General features: G+C 62.5%; 19 protein-coding genes and 1 pseudogene. 19 read left to right on the forward strand and 1 reads right to left on the reverse strand.

Annotation, left to right across the window (positions count from 1 at the left end):
- Nucleotides 1-908: endolytic transglycosylase MltG (gene mltG, locus AC2FND_RS03070; protein WP_496767855.1), on the forward strand; the 908-nt coding region annotated here is incomplete at its 5' end.
- A 90-nt stretch (nucleotides 909-998) separates the two neighbouring features.
- On the opposite strand, the gene AC2FND_RS03075 is transcribed toward mltG, so the two are convergent.
- Nucleotides 999-2,264: a DEAD/DEAH box helicase gene (locus AC2FND_RS03075; protein ID WP_496767935.1), complete on the reverse strand. Its 1,266-nt coding sequence runs from the start codon at nucleotides 2,262-2,264 to the stop codon at nucleotides 999-1,001.
- 690 nt (nucleotides 2,265-2,954) lie between these two features.
- On the opposite strand from AC2FND_RS03075, the gene AC2FND_RS03080 reads away from it, so the two are divergent.
- The 18 genes and pseudogenes from AC2FND_RS03080 to AC2FND_RS03165 form a co-directional block, all read left to right on the forward strand.
- Complete coding sequence (locus AC2FND_RS03080) at nucleotides 2,955-3,299, forward strand: hypothetical protein (protein ID WP_480473381.1); 345 nt, start codon at nucleotides 2,955-2,957, stop codon at nucleotides 3,297-3,299.
- The gene (locus tag AC2FND_RS03085) at nucleotides 3,208-4,578 is read left to right on the forward strand and encodes a DNA-packaging protein (protein ID WP_496767857.1); all 1,371 of its coding nucleotides are present in this window, start codon (nucleotides 3,208-3,210) and stop codon (nucleotides 4,576-4,578) included. Before AC2FND_RS03080 ends, AC2FND_RS03085 begins: the two co-directional genes overlap by 92 nt.
- A gap of 163 nt (nucleotides 4,579-4,741) precedes the next feature.
- Entirely contained in the window at nucleotides 4,742-5,608 is an 867-nt protein-coding gene (locus AC2FND_RS03090; RefSeq protein WP_480538122.1) for a hypothetical protein, read from the forward strand.
- 103 nt (nucleotides 5,609-5,711) lie between these two features.
- On the forward strand, nucleotides 5,712-6,875 hold the full coding sequence (locus tag AC2FND_RS03095) for a phage portal protein (RefSeq protein WP_496767859.1): 1,164 nt from the start codon (nucleotides 5,712-5,714) through the stop codon (nucleotides 6,873-6,875).
- Entirely contained in the window at nucleotides 6,868-7,086 is a 219-nt protein-coding gene (locus AC2FND_RS03100) for a GTA head formation protein, RCAP_rcc01685 family (protein WP_480480401.1), read from the forward strand. Before AC2FND_RS03095 ends, AC2FND_RS03100 begins: the two co-directional genes overlap by 8 nt.
- 14 nt (nucleotides 7,087-7,100) lie before the next feature.
- Nucleotides 7,101-7,658, forward strand: a complete 558-nt coding sequence (locus tag AC2FND_RS03105; protein WP_496767861.1) for an HK97 family phage prohead protease — start codon at nucleotides 7,101-7,103, stop codon at nucleotides 7,656-7,658.
- Between the two features lie 35 nt (nucleotides 7,659-7,693).
- Nucleotides 7,694-8,872 carry a phage major capsid protein gene (locus tag AC2FND_RS03110; protein ID WP_496767863.1) on the forward strand — a complete coding sequence of 393 codons (1,179 nt, stop codon included), beginning with the start codon at nucleotides 7,694-7,696 and terminating at the stop codon, nucleotides 8,870-8,872.
- Between the two features lie 171 nt (nucleotides 8,873-9,043).
- Nucleotides 9,044-9,643, forward strand: coding sequence for a head-tail connector protein (locus AC2FND_RS03115; protein ID WP_496767864.1), 600 nt, complete (start codon nucleotides 9,044-9,046; stop codon nucleotides 9,641-9,643).
- Nucleotides 9,640-9,978: a phage head closure protein gene (locus tag AC2FND_RS03120; RefSeq protein WP_496767866.1), complete on the forward strand. Its 339-nt coding sequence runs from the start codon at nucleotides 9,640-9,642 to the stop codon at nucleotides 9,976-9,978. Before AC2FND_RS03115 ends, AC2FND_RS03120 begins: the two co-directional genes overlap by 4 nt.
- Nucleotides 9,975-10,388 (forward strand): DUF3168 domain-containing protein, encoded by a 414-nt coding sequence (locus AC2FND_RS03125; RefSeq protein WP_480485295.1) that lies wholly within the window; start codon nucleotides 9,975-9,977, stop codon nucleotides 10,386-10,388. Before AC2FND_RS03120 ends, AC2FND_RS03125 begins: the two co-directional genes overlap by 4 nt.
- A gap of 20 nt (nucleotides 10,389-10,408) precedes the next feature.
- The gene (locus AC2FND_RS03130; protein WP_267364994.1) at nucleotides 10,409-10,822 is read left to right on the forward strand and encodes a phage major tail protein, TP901-1 family; all 414 of its coding nucleotides are present in this window, start codon (nucleotides 10,409-10,411) and stop codon (nucleotides 10,820-10,822) included.
- Nucleotides 10,823-10,826: 4 nt separating this feature from the next.
- Entirely contained in the window at nucleotides 10,827-11,147 is a 321-nt protein-coding gene (locus tag AC2FND_RS03135; protein WP_480485297.1) for a gene transfer agent family protein, read from the forward strand.
- Complete coding sequence (locus AC2FND_RS03140; protein ID WP_480538114.1) at nucleotides 11,144-11,353, forward strand: rcc01693 family protein; 210 nt, start codon at nucleotides 11,144-11,146, stop codon at nucleotides 11,351-11,353. Before AC2FND_RS03135 ends, AC2FND_RS03140 begins: the two co-directional genes overlap by 4 nt.
- Nucleotides 11,340-12,002, forward strand: coding sequence for an RcGTA-type gene transfer agent tail tape measure protein (locus AC2FND_RS03145; RefSeq protein WP_496767869.1), 663 nt, complete (start codon nucleotides 11,340-11,342; stop codon nucleotides 12,000-12,002). The genes AC2FND_RS03140 and AC2FND_RS03145 overlap by 14 nt, the downstream gene beginning before the upstream one ends.
- 15 nt (nucleotides 12,003-12,017) lie before the next feature.
- Nucleotides 12,018-12,650, forward strand: a complete 633-nt coding sequence (locus AC2FND_RS03150; protein ID WP_267364987.1) for a phage distal tail protein, Rcc01695 family — start codon at nucleotides 12,018-12,020, stop codon at nucleotides 12,648-12,650.
- Nucleotides 12,650-13,537, forward strand: coding sequence for a phage/gene transfer agent baseplate hub protein (locus AC2FND_RS03155; protein WP_496767871.1), 888 nt, complete (start codon nucleotides 12,650-12,652; stop codon nucleotides 13,535-13,537). Before AC2FND_RS03150 ends, AC2FND_RS03155 begins: the two co-directional genes overlap by 1 nt.
- On the forward strand, nucleotides 13,534-13,980 hold the full coding sequence (locus tag AC2FND_RS03160; protein WP_496767873.1) for a C40 family peptidase: 447 nt from the start codon (nucleotides 13,534-13,536) through the stop codon (nucleotides 13,978-13,980). Before AC2FND_RS03155 ends, AC2FND_RS03160 begins: the two co-directional genes overlap by 4 nt.
- A pseudogene (locus AC2FND_RS03165) lies at nucleotides 13,980-15,311 on the forward strand (baseplate multidomain protein megatron); the annotation flags it as partial. The gene AC2FND_RS03160 and the pseudogene AC2FND_RS03165, both read left to right, overlap by 1 nt.
- Nucleotides 15,312-15,453 lie beyond the last annotated feature (142 nt).

Here is a 15,453-nt window from a genome sequence, read left to right on the forward strand (position 1 = left end):
AAGCGGGCAGCTTTCTGGTGCGCGAAGGCGCGTCGATGGCGCAGATTATCGAAGAGATCACCAGCAGCGGCGCCAGCACCTGTGGGTCAGAAATCGAATACCGTATCGGTGTAACGCGCACCCAAACCCGCGTGCGAGAACTGGATCCAGCAACATTGGATTTTGTCGAGATTGCTTCATTTGATGCGGCAGAGGAAGAAACGCCTGATGCCTATACCGAGAAGCGCAACGAAGCTGACACGCGCTATCGCGTGTCACTGGCCGAAGGTGTGACCTCGTGGCAGGTGGTCGAGGCCCTTAAATTATTCGAAGCGCTGTCAGGTGAGGTGACCGAGATCCCGGCTGAGGGCATGTTGGCCCCGGACAGTTACGATGTTGTGGCCGGACAGGACCGCAATGCGATTTTGCAGGCCATGCAGGACAAACAGCAGCTGCGGATCAACGCGGTTTGGGAAAGCCGCCAAGGCGGGTTGCCGCTGGACAATCCGGAAGAGATGCTGATCCTTGCGTCTATCATCGAAAAGGAAACCGGTGTTCCGGAGGAACGCGGCCAAGTGGCCAGTGTGTTTGTGAACCGCCTCAAACAGGGGATGCGGCTGCAAACCGATCCGACCGTCATCTATGGCGTGACAAAGGGGCAGGGCACATTGGGTCGCGGGTTGCGGCGCAGCGAATTGAACCGTCCAACACCTTGGAACACCTATCAGATTGATGGGCTGCCACCGACGCCGATTGCAAATCCGGGTCTGGCGAGTCTTGAAGCTGCGGTTGCACCGGATGACACCAACTATGTGTTCTTCGTCGCCGACGGCTCGGGCGGTCATGCGTTTGCAGAAACCCTGCAGGAGCACAATCGCAACGTTGCCAAATGGCGCGAGATCGAGGAACAGCAGAGCTCGGGGAATTAAACCCGGCGGGTTGCTGGTTTAGCTAACAAAAAACGCCGACGCCGGTATAGCAACTGGCGTCGGCGTTTTCTTTGGTAGCCTCTTCAGCCCTTAGGCGGCTGAGCGTCTTTTGTTGGGACGGCGCCGTCTGCCGCTGGACGGTTTCGCATCGCCGTCGACCGGTTTGGGCTTGAACCCGCGACGGCGGTTGTTTTGACGACGTGCAGGTTGCTGAACCTCGACCCCTTCCGGCATGGTGCCGCTTGTGACAGGGATTTCAGTTTTCATCAGCTTCTGGATCTGACGCAGCAGGTCGACTTCTTCCGGTGCACAGAATGCAATCGCTTCGCCTTCGCGCCCGGCACGGGCGGTGCGCCCGATACGGTGGACGTAATTGTCGGGCACGTCGGGCAGGTCGAAGTTGATGACATAGGCGACGCCGGGGATGTCGATGCCACGCGCGGCAACGTCGGTGGCCACCAGTATGTTCACCTCACCTGCGCGGAAGGCCTTGATCGCCCGGTCGCGCTGGCCCTGGCTTTTGTTCCCGTGAATGGACGCCGCGTTGAAGCCGTCGTCCACCAGCCCTTTCATCAGCCGTTCAGCGCCGTGCTTTGTGCGGGTGAAGACCAGCGTCAGTGCATCCGCGTCCTGCGACAGGATTTCGCGCAGTTTCGAGGGTTTTCCGGGTTTCGAAACAAAGTGAAGGGACTGGGTGATCTTGTCTGCGGCCTTGCCCGGAGGCGAAACCTGCACCCGCTGCGGATTGTTCAGATAGGCGCGGCTGAGCTCCTCCATCTGTTTCGGCATTGTGGCCGAGAACAGCATGGTCTGGCGGGGCGTGCCCAGTGCAGGCGCGATGCGACGCAGAGCGTGAATGAAGCCCAGGTCAAGCATCTGATCCGCTTCGTCCAATACCAGATGGCGCACCGAACCAAGGTCAACAGCGCCCCGTTCCATCAGGTCAATCAGGCGGCCCGGGGTGGCGACGAGAATATCGGTGCCGCGGGCAAGGAACATCACTTGTTTGTTGATCGACTGGCCACCTACAACTGTGGCGACTCGCAGCTTTGTTCCTTTGGTGAGGGTGCGCAAACTGTCGGCGATCTGGTTCACCAACTCGCGGGTGGGGGCGAGGATCAGCGCTTTGGCTGTTTTGGGATCGGGCTTGCCGGGTTGTGCCAGCAGGTGGTCGATCAGGGGCAGACCAAAGGCCAGTGTCTTGCCGGTGCCGGTTTGGGCCAGCCCGAGGATGTCATGCCCGTTCAGGGCCAGCGGAATGGCCTGGTTCTGAATCGGGGTGGGTTGAGTGAAATTGGCGCGTTTCAACGCGTCATTCAGTGTCGGCGCGAGGCCGAGCATATCGAAGTCGAACAAAAAATTATCCTTTGCGGCCCGCAGGTTAAATCCCGCGAGCAGGTGATGACTGGCCACGTTCATGTGACCGGCAGGGTTGTGCGAGACCTCGGGATGCGCGGGCGAATCCAGCGCCATCCGGCCATCGCGTAAAGAACCCTGCGTGAAGGGGAACCGGGAGTTATGTGTTGGCGCTGTGGGGCTTGAAGCCCGACGATGCTCACGCGGTGGCGCCGTGATGAGGGGCACATGAGGGTTTCAAAGGGGAATGTCAAGGACTGGTTTTGCAGCGCGCCGGACCCTGCGGCGCCGAAATCGGGTGATGCGGGCGATTTTGAGCGCGATTTCGGAAAATGTCAGGTTCGTACACGCGTCCGCGCGGGGGTTGTACAATTTGTACACGCTGAAAGCGGCGCGGGGGTAACCCTGTATTAACCCCTCTGGTCGGTGAGGCGGTCAGGGCTAGGGAGGCAAAAGGGCGGGGCGGCGTTTAAGCCGAGGGTTACCACAGCCGGAAATTCACTGTCCGTTAACCTGCACCGTACGATCCCTGTTGCGCGCCTGTTGCGTAAACCCTTGACTTTGCGCGCTTTATCCCGTATAGGTTGTGTCATGCTAGAAGAAGTGGGCGAACGGCCTCGGGGTGACCCGGTGGCCGTTTTTTCGTTTCTCTCGTGCGGAGAACACTCACGCATGAGGTCACAGGCAAACATGACTTTGATTACCCCGGAAGAGCGGATTTCCCAGACGGCTGAACTGTTGCAGTCCCTGGAAAGGTCCATTCGCGATCTGCGGCAAGCGGCAGAAGACCTGCGCAAACAGATCGGTGCCGGGGAGGATGCAGATCTTGCTGGTTCAGCCAAGCAACTCGGTCAGCTGGAGGGGCTGATCCGAAGTTGCCAGAAAGTGGAGACAAGCTTTGTCGAACAACATTACAGACAAGCGGGAATTGCCCAAGGGGGCTATGCGCTCGACCTTGAGCGGGCCCGATTTGAGATCGGGTGCAGGCTGGCTCGCCTCCGCCAATGCTGCGGTGCGGGAGAGATTTCTGAGTGAGATCGGGGAGGGGGGGCTGTGTGCCCTCCCTTTCCTGTTTGAATTCTGGGCGCTGTCGCATCAGTTGCCGCCCGAGGGCGACTGGCGGTCCTGGGTGATCATGGGCGGGCGTGGCGCGGGCAAAACGCGGGCAGGGGCCGAATGGGTGCGATCGATGGTCGAGGGTCCGAAACCGCTGGACAAGGGCGAGGCGTGCCGCGTGGCGCTGGTGGGTGAAACATTCGATCAGGTGCGCGACGTGATGATCTTTGGCGATAGCGGGATATTGCAATGCTCGCCCCCGGATCGGCGGCCCACGTGGAAGGCATCCGAACGCAAGCTTATCTGGCCCAACGGGGCCGAGGCGCAGGCGTTTTCAGCGCATGATCCCGAAGGGTTGCGCGGGCCGCAATTTGATGCGGCCTGGGTGGATGAGCTGGCCAAGTGGAAGAAGGCGGGTGAGACCTGGGACATGCTGCAATTTGCGCTGCGCTTGGGCGAGCGGCCCCGGGTTTGCGTGACCACAACGCCGCGCAATGTGAAGGTTTTGAAGGAGTTGCTGGCGTCGTCGTCCACCGTGCAGACCCATGCGCCAACCGAGGCGAACCGGGCCAATCTGGCGGCGTCGTTTCTGGAAGAAGTGCGCGCGCGCTATGCGGGTACTCGGCTGGGGCGGCAGGAGCTGGACGGGGTGCTGCTGTCAGACGCGGAAGGAGCGCTGTGGACGGGTTCGATGCTGGAGGCGGCGCGCTGTGCGCAGGTGCCCGAATTGGATCGCATCGTGGTGGCGCTGGACCCGGCGGTGACGTCCGGGTCAGGCGCGGATGCCTGCGGGATCGTGGTGGTTGGCGCGCAAGTGCAAGGCCCGCCTGAGGCGTGGCGGGCGTTCGTGCTGGCTGACCGGACGGTGCAGGGCGTTGGCCCGGCGGGCTGGGCGCAGGCGGCGATTGACGCGATGGATGAGTTCGGGGCCGAACGGCTGGTGGCCGAGGTCAATCAGGGTGGGCAACTGGTGGAAGAGGTCGTGCGGCAGGTGGACCCGCTGGTGCCTTATCGGGCGGTACGGGCGTCACGCGGCAAAGTCGCGCGGGCCGAGCCTGTGGCGGCGCTGTACGAACAGGGGCGGGTGCGCCATGTGGCCGGGTTGGACGCGTTGGAGGAGCAGATGTGCCAGATGACCGCGCGCGGGTTTGAAGGGCAGGGCTCGCCCGACCGCGTCGATGCGCTGGTCTGGGCGCTGCATGAGTTGGTTGTGGGGCCTGCGGGGGTGTATCGGCGACCTAGGGTGCGGGCGTTGTGAATTGAATAGCAAATACCGCTAGAAGTCTGAGTAAGGAATTCCAGAATGGATATTTGAGACAGGCAGATGCATCTTGAATTCAAAGGGTATTTGTCATTTGTTTCCAATAAATTCGCCCACACTCTTTAGCTTGACCTTGGTCGCAGTCGCAATGTGTGCTGCTATGGCAGTTCGATTTAGGTCATTTTGGCGACTGCTCTTCACTGCGTTGCTCGCCGCGCTGCCATTGCTGTTTATCAGACAAATGCCTTCAGGCACGCAGTATGATGGGCTTGGCTATGTAATCGTTGTTGCAGCGTCGTTGCTTGCTGCCGGGGCTGGTGCCGGTTGGGGTGCAATTTTGCGTTTGCTCGGAGTGCCAGCAGTGGTTTCAGCAATTGTTGTTTGTGGATTAGCAGCACTGGTCGCAGGAAGTATGTTGTGGGGGCAGTACGTGCCAAACTCCTGCGACGGTAAACCTCTGCTGGTAAACGTTGCAGGTCAAAAACTAAGTATACCCTCGGAAATGCGCCCACTCGTATGGCCCGAAGAGAAGCAAAAATACTGGGCCAACCCAGAGAGAAAAAGAGAGCACTCCTACCTGTGTGGGATCAGCGAGAATGCTTCTCGAGTAATTTCTGTGAATGAGATCAAGATCAACCCTGTAGCCGTACACAAATCCTTGTCTGCTGTTTGTATGGCGTCTGATCCGCCGTCTTGGTGCAGCAATTACTCTAACCACTTCATGCCGTTGTTGGTGGAGTTCAGTGTTTCTTCCCCGGCAGACCCTGGGAAACCTGCATACTACTGGAATTGGGACTCACCTGATGTTTTTAGGCAAGGTGACGTGCGGGAGGGTTTTAGTTGTCTTTGGGATGCTGAAACAAAATTAGTGAGGGAATGTTCGATTTGGCAACCTTTCGGAACAGGTTTTCGATTGACGGTCGAAACTACAAATCGTCCTGGTGATTTCGAAAGTCTGTCCATTGACGAAGTGCGTGAAGGTATGATTGCAGCACGTAGTTCACTTCTTTCCTCAATTCAGAACTGACCCGTTGCCCCCCCCCCGTACGCCCCGTTCCCAAGGCTTAAACGTCTTTCCGTCATAACTCCTTTCAACAAGCCGGGCAAAGCGGCGGCAGAAAGGAGCACAGATGGTATTCGATTTCTTGCGTCGTGGATCGGCTGGGAAAGCGCCCGAGGCGAAGGCGAGCGCGACCGGGCCTGTGGTGGCGTGGCAGACCGGCGGGCGCGTGGCGTGGAGCCCGCGGGACACGGTGTCTCTGACGCGGACGGGATTTTCGGGCAATCCGGTGGGGTTTCGGTCGGTCAAGCTGATTGCTGAATCGGCGGCGGCGCTGCCCTTGATATTGCAGGGTCAGGGGCAGCGTTTCGATGCGCACCCGATTCTGGCCCTGTTGCGACGCCCGAATGCGGCGCAGGGGCGGGCAGAGATGCTGGAGGCCCTGTTCGGGCAGTTGCTGCTGTCGGGCAATGCTTATGTCGAGGCGGTGCAGGCCGAGGACGGGCTGCCGGTTGAGCTGCATGTTCTGCGCTCGGACCGGATGAGCGTGGTGCCGGGGGCGGATGGGTGGCCCAAGGCCTATGATTACAGCGTCGGCGGCAAGACGCACCGGTTCGCGGCCGAGGCCATCTGTCATATCAAGACGTTCCACCCGCAGGATGATCATTACGGGTTCTCGCCGATGCAGGCAGCGGCGACGGCGATTGATGTGCATAACAGCGCCTCGCGGTGGTCGAAATCGCTGCTGGACAATGCGGCGCGGCCCTCGGGGGCGCTGGTGTGGAAGGGCGGTGATGGGCATGGAATGATGGCCGAGGAGCAGTTCCGTCGCCTGTCCGACGAGATCGAGCAGAACTATCGCGGGGCGCGCAATGCCGGCCGTCCGATGGTTCTGGAGGGGGGGCTGGATTGGAAGCCGATGGGCTTTTCCCCCTCGGACATGGAGTTTCAGAAGACCAAGGAAGCCGCCGCCCGCGAGATCGCGCTGGCCTTTGGGGTCCCGCCGATGCTGCTGGGGATACAGGGCGACGCGACCTATTCGAACTATCAGGAGGCCAACCGGGCGTTTTACCGCCTGACCGTGCTGCCCCTGGTGACGCGGGTGGCGGCGGCGGTGTCGGAATGGCTGACGGGCTTTACCGGCGAGGATCTGATCCTGAAGCCCGATCTGGATCAGGTAACGGCCCTGTCCGCCGAGCGGGATGCGCAATGGGCGCGGGTCAACCGGGCGAAATTCCTGAGCGATGTGGAAAAACGCAGGTTGCTGGGGCTGCCGGAGCGTGCCGATGGCTGAGGGGTATCCGCCGTTCGACTGCGCGCCGGGGCTACGTCTGGCCGCGCATGAGCGGGTGGCAGAGATCCAGCACGCGCATCTGTGCAGGCGGTTGGATCAAATCGAAGAGATGATGGAGCGGCTGGAGAAACGGCTGTGGCTGACGGTCTATGGTGTGGCCGCAGTGATCCTGGCGCAGGCGTTTCAGTCATTCCTGGTGGTAACGCCATAAGTTCAGTGGGTTACATGGAGAAGTTCATGGATTTGGAGCATAAGTTCGCAGGGTTCGGTGACATCCTGTCGGTGACCGAGGATGCGGTGATCGAAGGCTATGCCAGCCTGTTCGGGCAAGTCGATCAGGGCAGTGACATGGTGCAACGCGGGGCCTATCGCGCCTCGCTTGAGGGGCTCGCCAAGGCGGGTCAGCGGGTCAAGATGCTGTGGCAGCACGACCCGGCGCAACCCATAGGTGTCTGGGACGAGGTGCGCGAGGACGACAAGGGCCTGTGGGTCAAGGGTCGCCTGCTGGAATGCACCCAGAAAGGCCGGGAAGCGGCCGAGCTGATCCGGGCGGGTGCGATGGACGGCCTGTCGATCGGTTATCGCACCAAACGGGCCGTGAAGAATGACAAGGGCCAGCGGGTCCTGACGGAACTGGAGCTGTGGGAGGTGTCGCTGGTGACCTTCCCGATGCTGCCCAGTGCGCGGGTGGCGGCAAAGGGGAGCGACCCCGACGCCGAGAACACCTGGCGCAGTATTGCCGAGGTGTTCAACAACGCCCGGCAGGAGCTGGCGCGGACCTAGCGCGCCTCAAACCCACCCAAAAACAGGACATGCTGATGAGCAAGACCGAGACCCCGGCCTTGACCGGAGAGGGTGCGCCCCTGGTTCAGGAGGTGAAGCAGGCGATGGCTGGCTTCGTGAATGAATTCAAGGGACTGAAGGCTGAAGTTAAAACAAAATTGCAACAGACAGAAGAGCGACTGACCATGCTGGATCGTAAATCAACCATCGCGGCGCGCCCGCATCTTGCCGCTTCGACCCTGGACGGCGCCCCGCACCAGAAGGCGTTCGACGCCTATGTACGCTCGGGCGAGGATGATGGGCTGCGCGGGCTGGAAATGGAGAGCAAATCGCTGTCCACCGCCGTCAACAGCGATGGCGGGTATCTGGTCGATCCGCAGACCGCCGAGACGATCAAGTCGGTTCTGAACGCAACCGCGTCAATCCGTTCGATTGCGTCGGTAGTGAATGTCGAGGCGAATTCGTTCGATGTGCTGATCGACCATACCGATGTCGGTGCCGGCTGGGCAGATGAGAATTCATCCACTTCCGAAACCGGAACCCCGTCGATTGACCGCATCTCGATCCCGTTGCACGAGTTGAGCGCGCTGCCCAAAGCCTCGCAACGTTTGCTGGATGACAGCGCGTTCGATGTCGAGGGCTGGCTGGCCGGTCGGATCGCCGACAAGTTTGCCCGTGCCGAAGCGGCGGCCTTTATCACGGGTGACGGTGTGGACAAACCCAAGGGTCTGATGATCCACCGTGCGGTATCCGATGACACGTGGTCCTGGGGCAGCCTGGGGTATGTTGCCACCGGCATCGATGGCGGCGTCGATGCGGATGCGATTGTCGATGTGGTTTATGCGCTGGGCGCGCAATACCGGGTCAATGGCACATTCGTCATGAACTCGAAAACGGCGGGTGTGATCCGCAAGCTGAAAGACAGCGATGGCCGTTTCCTGTGGTCGGACGGTCTGGCCGCCGGTGAGCCCGCGCGCCTGATGGGCTATCCGGTGCTGATTGCCGAGGACATGCCGGACGCCGCCTCGGACAGCTTTTCGATCGCGTTTGGCGACTTCAAATCCGGTTACACCATCGCTGAACGCCCCGATCTGCGCGTGCTGCGCGATCCGTTCAGCGCCAAGCCGCATGTCCTGTTCTACGCGACCAAACGCGTGGGCGGCGATGTGAGCGACTTTGCAGCCATCAAGCTGGTGAAATTCGGCATCGCCTAAGCGGTGACGAATCCGGGGGGCCATCGGCCCCTCGGGCGGCGGGCGCGGGCCGGGGTGAGATCCCCCGCGTTGTCTAGCTGCTCCCCTCCGTCCGAGCAACGTGGGGCGGCGCGTGCCCGTCATTTTCCTGACTGAGGCCCCCGGTGGGGTCCGAGATTGCGGAGTGAATGGATGATGTTGATCGAAGAAACCGCCATCGCGGATGCGGCGTTGCCGGTGGATCAGTTCAAGGCGCATCTGCGGCTGGGCAGGGGCTTTGCCGAGGATGATGTTCAGAACGAGGTGCTGAAGGGTTTCCTGCGGGCGGCCATGGCCGCGATTGAGGCGCGCACCGGCAAGGTTCTGATCGAGCGCGACTTTTCATGGAGCCTGAGCGGTTGGCGCGATCCGTCGGGCGAGGTTTTGCCGGTAGCTCCGGTGACATCGGTGCTGGCCGTGACGCTGACCGATGCGGCAGGTTCTGAAACCGTTGCGGATGCGGCGGCGTATCGGCTGGAAAGCGATGGTCAGCGCCCGCGGTTGCGGCCGGTCGGGTCGGCCTTGCCTGCGATTGCAACGGGGGGCGCGGTGAAGATCGCCTTCACGGCCGGGATGGCCACGGATTGGGCCGGTTTGCCTGCCGATCTGGGCCAGGCGGTACTGTTGCTGGCGGCGCATTATTACGAATACCGGGACGAGACCGCGCTGGGCGCGGGGTGTATGCCGTTTGGCGTCACCAGCCTGATCCAGCGCTATCGCATGGTGCGCTTTGGGGCGGGGGTGGTGCAATGAACACGCCGCGTCTGAACCGCAAGCTGGTGCTTGAGGCCCCGATGCGCAGCGCTGACGAGTCCGGGGGATATACCGAGGCGTGGGCCGCGCTGGGAACGCTGTGGGCCGAGGTCACGGCGCGCAGTGGCGCGGAACGGCAGATCGCTGGCGTTTCCGTCTCGCGCGTGGGGTATCGCATCGTGGTGCGGGGCGCGCCCGAGGGGTCGACCATGCGCCCGGCGCCGGATCAGCGGTTTCGCGAGGGCAATCGCCGTTTCGTCATCCGCGCCGTGGCTGAGCGCGACGCGCGCGGCCAGTACCTGACCTGTTTCGCGGATGAAGAGGTGGCGGCATGAGCTATGGCGTATCAGCCGCCTTGCAGGCGGCGGTGTTTCAGCACCTGACCGGGGATGCGGATGTCAGCGGCCAGTCCGGTGGCGCGATCTATGACGCGGTACCCACGGGAACGGTTCCGCAGACCTATGTGACATTGGGCCCGGAAGAGGTCCGCGACGCCTCGGACCGGTCGGGCGCGGGTGCGATCCACCGCTTCACGGTTTCGGTGGTGTCCGAAGCCGCCGGGTTTGGCGCGGCAAAGACGCTGGCTGGGGCGGTGTGTGACGCGCTGGACAACGCGCCATTGGCTCTGAGCCGCGGGCATCTGATCGGGCTGTGGTTCGAGCGTGCCTCGGCCCGGCGGACCGGGACAGGCGGCAGCATCCGCCAGATCGACCTGAGATTCCGCGCCCGCGTGGAAGACGACTAAGCAATCAACGGAGAGAGCACATGGCTGCCCAGAACGGAAAAGACCTTTTGGTCAAAGTGGATATGAACGGCACGGGCCTGTTCCAGACCATAGCGGGCCTTCGGGCCACGCGGATCAGTTTCAACGCCGAAAGCGTGGATGTCACCAGCCTGGAAAGCCAGGGGGGCTGGCGCGAGCTGTTGTCGGGGGCGGGGGTCAAATCGGCCTCGATCTCGGGCTCGGGCGTGTTCAAGGATGCTGGTACGGACGAACGTGCGCGGCAGCTGTTCTTTGACGGCGAGACCCCGGCGTTTCAGGTGATCATCCCCGATTTCGGCATTGTCGAGGGGGCGTTTCAGGTGACGGGCATCGAGTATGCAGGCTCGCACAACGGTGAGGCGACTTATGAGATGAGCATGGCAAGCGCCGGTGCGCTGAGCTTTACGGCGCTGTAATCGCATGGCCAATCCGTGGACGGGCGAGGTGGCACTGACCATCGATGGAGAGCGGCGGGTGCTCAAGCTGACGCTGGGCGCTTTGGCGGAACTGGAGCAGGAGCTGAGCACCGGATCCCTGGTCGAGCTGGTGCAGCGGTTCGAGGGTGGCGCGTATTCCAGCAGTGACGTGCTGGCGCTGATCGTTGCCGGGTTGCGGGGCGGGGGCCGGGATACCACCCGCGCCGACCTGTTTCATGCCGAAATCGAGGGCGGCCCGATGGCTGCGGCCAAAGCGGCGGCCGAGCTGCTGGCCCGCGCCTTCATGGTGCCGGAAACGACATGAGCGGGTTCGACTGGCCCGCCCTGATGCGGGCCGGGTTTCTGGGGCTGCGGCTGACGCCGGATCAGTTCTGGCGTCTGACCCCGGCGGAACTGCGGTTGATGCTGGGGAAGGGTGCCGGGATGCCCGCGATGAACCGGGCAGGCCTTGACGCGCTGCTGGCCGCCTTCCCGGACAAGCAACAAGGAGAGCGTGATGACGGATCGTGACGGGTTTGACGACTTGCAGGAACGGGGCGCAGCGCTGGGCGATGCCCTGGGTGATGCTGCGACGATGGCCGCAGCGTTTGACAGCCAGATGAAGCGGATCAGCGCCGCGTTCGAGGAAACCGGCAAGGATGTCGCCACGTTGGAGCGGGGCATGTCCAGCGGTTTGCGCAAGGCCTTTGATGGTGTGGTTCTGGACGGGATGAGCCTGTCGGGCGCGCTGGATGTGCTGAAGAACTCGTTGATCCAAACGGCTTATGCGGCCGCAATCAAGCCGGTGACGGATCATTTTGGCGGAATGCTGGCCAACACGGTCGGCGGGTTGGTGCAGGGTCTTCTGCCCTTTGCCGATGGTGGCAGTTTCAGCCAGGGCCGGGTGATGCCCTTTGCCAATGGCGGCGTGGTCAGCAGCCCGACGATGTTTCCGATGCGGGGCGGCACCGGGCTGATGGGCGAGGCTGGCCCCGAGGCGATCATGCCGCTGGCGCGCGGCACGGACGGCAAGCTGGGCGTGCGCACGCAGGGCGGCGGGCATTCGGTGAATGTGGTGATGAACATCACGACCCCGGATGTGCAGGGGTTCCGCCGCTCGCAGGGGCAGATTGCAGCACAGATGAGCCGTGCGTTGGGGCGCGGCAATCGCAACAGGTAAATCAGGGAGCAGGTGATGACTTTCCACGAGGTGAGATTTCCCGCCAGCCTGAGCTTTGGCTCGGTCGGGGGGCCTGAGCGGCGCACGGATATTGTGACGCTGGCCAACGGGTTCGAAGAGCGCAACACGCCCTGGGCCCATTCCCGGCGCAGATATGACGCGGGGCTGGGGATGCGCTCGCTGGACGATATCGAGACGCTGATCTCGTTCTTCGAGGCGCGGCAGGGCCAGATGTACGGGTTTCGCTGGAAGGACTGGTCGGATTTCAAATCCGGCAAGGCCACGTTGGATGTCGATGTCGGAGATCAGGTTATCGCTCGCGGCGACGGTGTGCGGACCGAGTTTCAGCTGATCAAGACCTATAGCTCGGGCGGGGTCAGCTATGCCCGCCCCATCGTCAAGCCGGTGCTGGGGACGGTGCGTCTGGGGCTGGATCAGGACGAAATCCGGGAGGGCGTGGAATTCGAGGTTGATCTGGCAACAGGCCGGATCACCTTTGCCGACCCGCCACCGGAAGAGGTGGATATCACCGCCGGGTTCGAATTCGATGTGCCGGTGCGGTTTGACACCGACAAGATCCATACCAGCGTCGCCAGTTTTCAGGCCGGAGAGGCGCCGAACGTTCCCGTGGTCGAGGTGCGTGTCTGATGGCTGTGGATGAACAGGGCCTGCACGCGCATCTGCAAAGCGGAATGACCACCGTGTGCCGGTGTTGGGCGATCAGACGCCGGGATGGTCAGGAATACGGGTTCACCGATCACGATCTGGAGCTTGGCTTTGACGGATTGACATTCAGGGCCAGCACCGGATTGACGGCGGCGGCCATCGAGCAGGCCACCGGCCTGTCCATTGACAACACCGAAGCCATGGGCGCGCTGTCGGATGCGGCCATTCGCGAAGAGGATATAGAGGCGGGGCGGTTCGACGGGGCCGAAGTGCGCGCGTGGCTGGTCAACTGGGCCGACCCGGATCAGCGTATCCTTCAGTTCCGGGGCTCGATCGGGGAATTGCGGCGCGCAGGCGGTGCATTCCACGCCGAGCTGCGTGGCCTGACCGATTTGCTGAACCGCCCGTTGGGGCGCGTGTATCAGAAGCCTTGTACTGCCGTATTGGGGGACCGGACCTGTCGGTTCGGCATGGATACGCCCGGCTATTGGATTGAGGGCGCCGTCACCGGTTTCGATGGCGGAACCGTTCTGCTTGTTGCGGGCGGGGCAACCATCGAAGACGGCTGGTTCGAGCGCGGCAGGGTTGACGTTGTGTCGGGAGCGGCGAAGGGGCTTTGGTCTTCAATCAAGCATGACCGGCAGGTGGCGGAAGGGCGGCAGATTACGCTCTGGTCCGGTTTCGGGGAAAGCCTGGTGCCGGGTGACATGGTCAGGCTGAGGGCGGGGTGCGACAAACGCATGGAGACCTGCCGCCTGAAGTTCAACAACCTGCTGAACTTTCAGGGATTTCCTGATCTTCCGGGCGAAGACTGGGTGATGGCCGTTCCCAAACAGAGCAAAGCCAACAGCGGAGGGAGCCTGAGGTGACGATACACAGGCAGGATATTGTCGCAGAAGCGCGCAGCTGGCTGGGGACGCCTTATGTGCATCAGGCCTCGACCAAGGGGGCGGGCACGGATTGTCTGGGCCTGCTGCGCGGCGTCTGGCGCGCCGTGATCGGACAGGAGCCCGAGGCGGTTCCGGTCTACAGTCTGGACTGGTCCGAACCGCAGGGCGAGGAACGCATGTGGGCGGCGGCGCGGCGGCATCTGGTCGAAAAACCGGTCACCGATTTCGCGGCCGCAGATGTGCTGCTGTTCCGGATGCGCGATGGCAGCGTGGCCAAACATCTTGGTATCGTCAGCGTCGCAGGCCCTGAGCCGAGGTTCATTCACGCCTATTCCGGACATGGCGTTGTCGAGAACGCGCTGAGCGGCCCTTGGCGTCGCAGAATCGTTTCCAGTTTCGAATTCCCGTTGGAGGTGCGCTGATGGCTACTATTCTTCTTTCCGCAGCGGGGGCGGCGCTGGGCGGGTCAATCGGCGGAACAGTTGCGGGCCTGTCCACCGCAATCATAGGCCGGGCCATTGGCGCAACGGTCGGGCGGGTCATCGACCAGAGGTTCTTCAGCCAGTCCGTCATGGGCAGTGGCAGCGAAGTCGTCGAAACAGGCCGCATGGACCGGTTCAGGCTGACGGAAACCGGCGAGGGCGCGCCGGTGACAACGGTCTTTGGGCGTATGCGCGTGGGTGGCCAGGTCATCTGGGCCTCGGACTTTCTGGAGACCGAGACCCGGGAAACGCAAGGCGGCGGAGGCGGGGGCAAAGGCAAACCCAAGGCGCCCGAAGTGACCACCGTCAGCTACAGCTATTCGATTTCGCTGGCCATTGCCGTTGGCGCGGGTGAAATCGCCGATGTCGGGCGCATCTGGGCAGACGGGGAAGAACAGGACCGATCCGGGTTGAACATGCGCATCTATCACGGCACGCAAGACCAGTTGCCCGATCCCCTTATCGAAGCAATCGAAGGGGCGGGCACGGTGCCGGCCTATCGCGGTACAGCCTATGTCGTGATCGAGGATTTCCCGCTTGCGAGTTTTGGCAACCGGGTGCCGCAGTTCTCGTTCGAGGTGGTGCGCCCCGCGCAGCGCGACATGCCGGATTACCCAAGCGCCCTGCCGCAGATCGTGCGGGGCGTGGCGATGATTCCGGGTACGGGCGAGTATGCGCTGGCCCGTTCGCAGGTGAATTATACGCAATCCGGGACAAGCTGGGCGGCCAATGTGCATTCCGCGTCGGGTGTATCGGATCTTGTGAGCTCGACCCGTGCACTGGAGACCGAACTGCCAAATTGCGACGCGGCCTCGTTGGTGGTGTCGTGGTTCGGTGACGATCTGAGATGCGGCGCATGCACGATCCGGCCCAAGGTCGAACAGAGTGGCACGGACAGCCGCAACATGCCGTGGATCGTGTCGGATCAGGTCCGCAGCACGGCGGGCCAGGTCGCGCGGCAGGACGGTCGCCCGGTCTATGGCGGGACACCCGCAGACCCGGCGGTGGTCGAGGCGATCCGACACCTCAACCAGTCGGGAAAGCGGGTCATGTTCTATCCGTTCATCCTGATGGAGCAATTGCCGGGAAACGGGCTGCCGGACCCCTGGTCGGAGGCTACAAACCAGCCCCATCTGCCTTGGCGGGGACGGATCACGCTGGATGTGGCGCCAGGTCGCGCAGGGTCTGCTGATCAGACCGCTGCGGCGGACGCGCAGGTGGCCGCGTTCTTTGGAACCGCGAGTGCTGCGGATTTTACGATCAACGAAGGCTTTCACGCCCCGGCGGAAACGGGCGGTGGCAACGGCGGTGTCAGAGGCTCGGGCCCGGTGCTTGGCGGGCGGCCGGATGACCGCGGGCCTGGCGATCTGCAATGGGTAAACGGTGGTGGCACGTTTGGCGGCTTGCTTGGCA

This window comes from Ruegeria sp. BHSB056, assembly GCF_059613305.1.